Source organism: Sphingobium sp. BHU LFT2, assembly GCF_018604485.1.
Lineage (GTDB): Bacteria > Pseudomonadota > Alphaproteobacteria > Sphingomonadales > Sphingomonadaceae > Sphingobium > Sphingobium yanoikuyae_A.
The window spans coordinates 1-250 of sequence record NZ_JAFCGW010000111.1; the positions used below are offsets into that span (position 1 = coordinate 1).

The following is a 250-nucleotide window of genomic DNA, read 5'->3' on the forward strand; positions in this document are numbered from 1 at the left end:
GGACCTTGTCGCCCAGCGCCCCGCGCATGATCAGCCACATGACCATCTCGATCCCTTCGGACCCGGTCTCGCGCAGATATTCGATATGCTCGATCGCGCGCAGCGCCTCGCCATCGTCGCTCTGGCTCATCAGGTCGAGGAAACGATTATCCCACTCGGCATTGATGAGGCCGGCGCGCGGCCCCTGAAGCTGGTGGCTCATGCCGCCCGTGCCCCAGATCTGCACGTTGAGATCCTCGGGGAAGCTCTC

1 protein-coding gene is annotated in these 250 nt (G+C 64.0%); it reads right to left on the reverse strand.

Going from position 1 to position 250, the window contains the following annotated elements; translation table 11 throughout:
• A partial coding sequence (locus JQK15_RS26710; protein ID WP_502956890.1) for a DODA-type extradiol aromatic ring-opening family dioxygenase occupies positions 1-250 on the reverse strand: 250 nt, incomplete at both ends.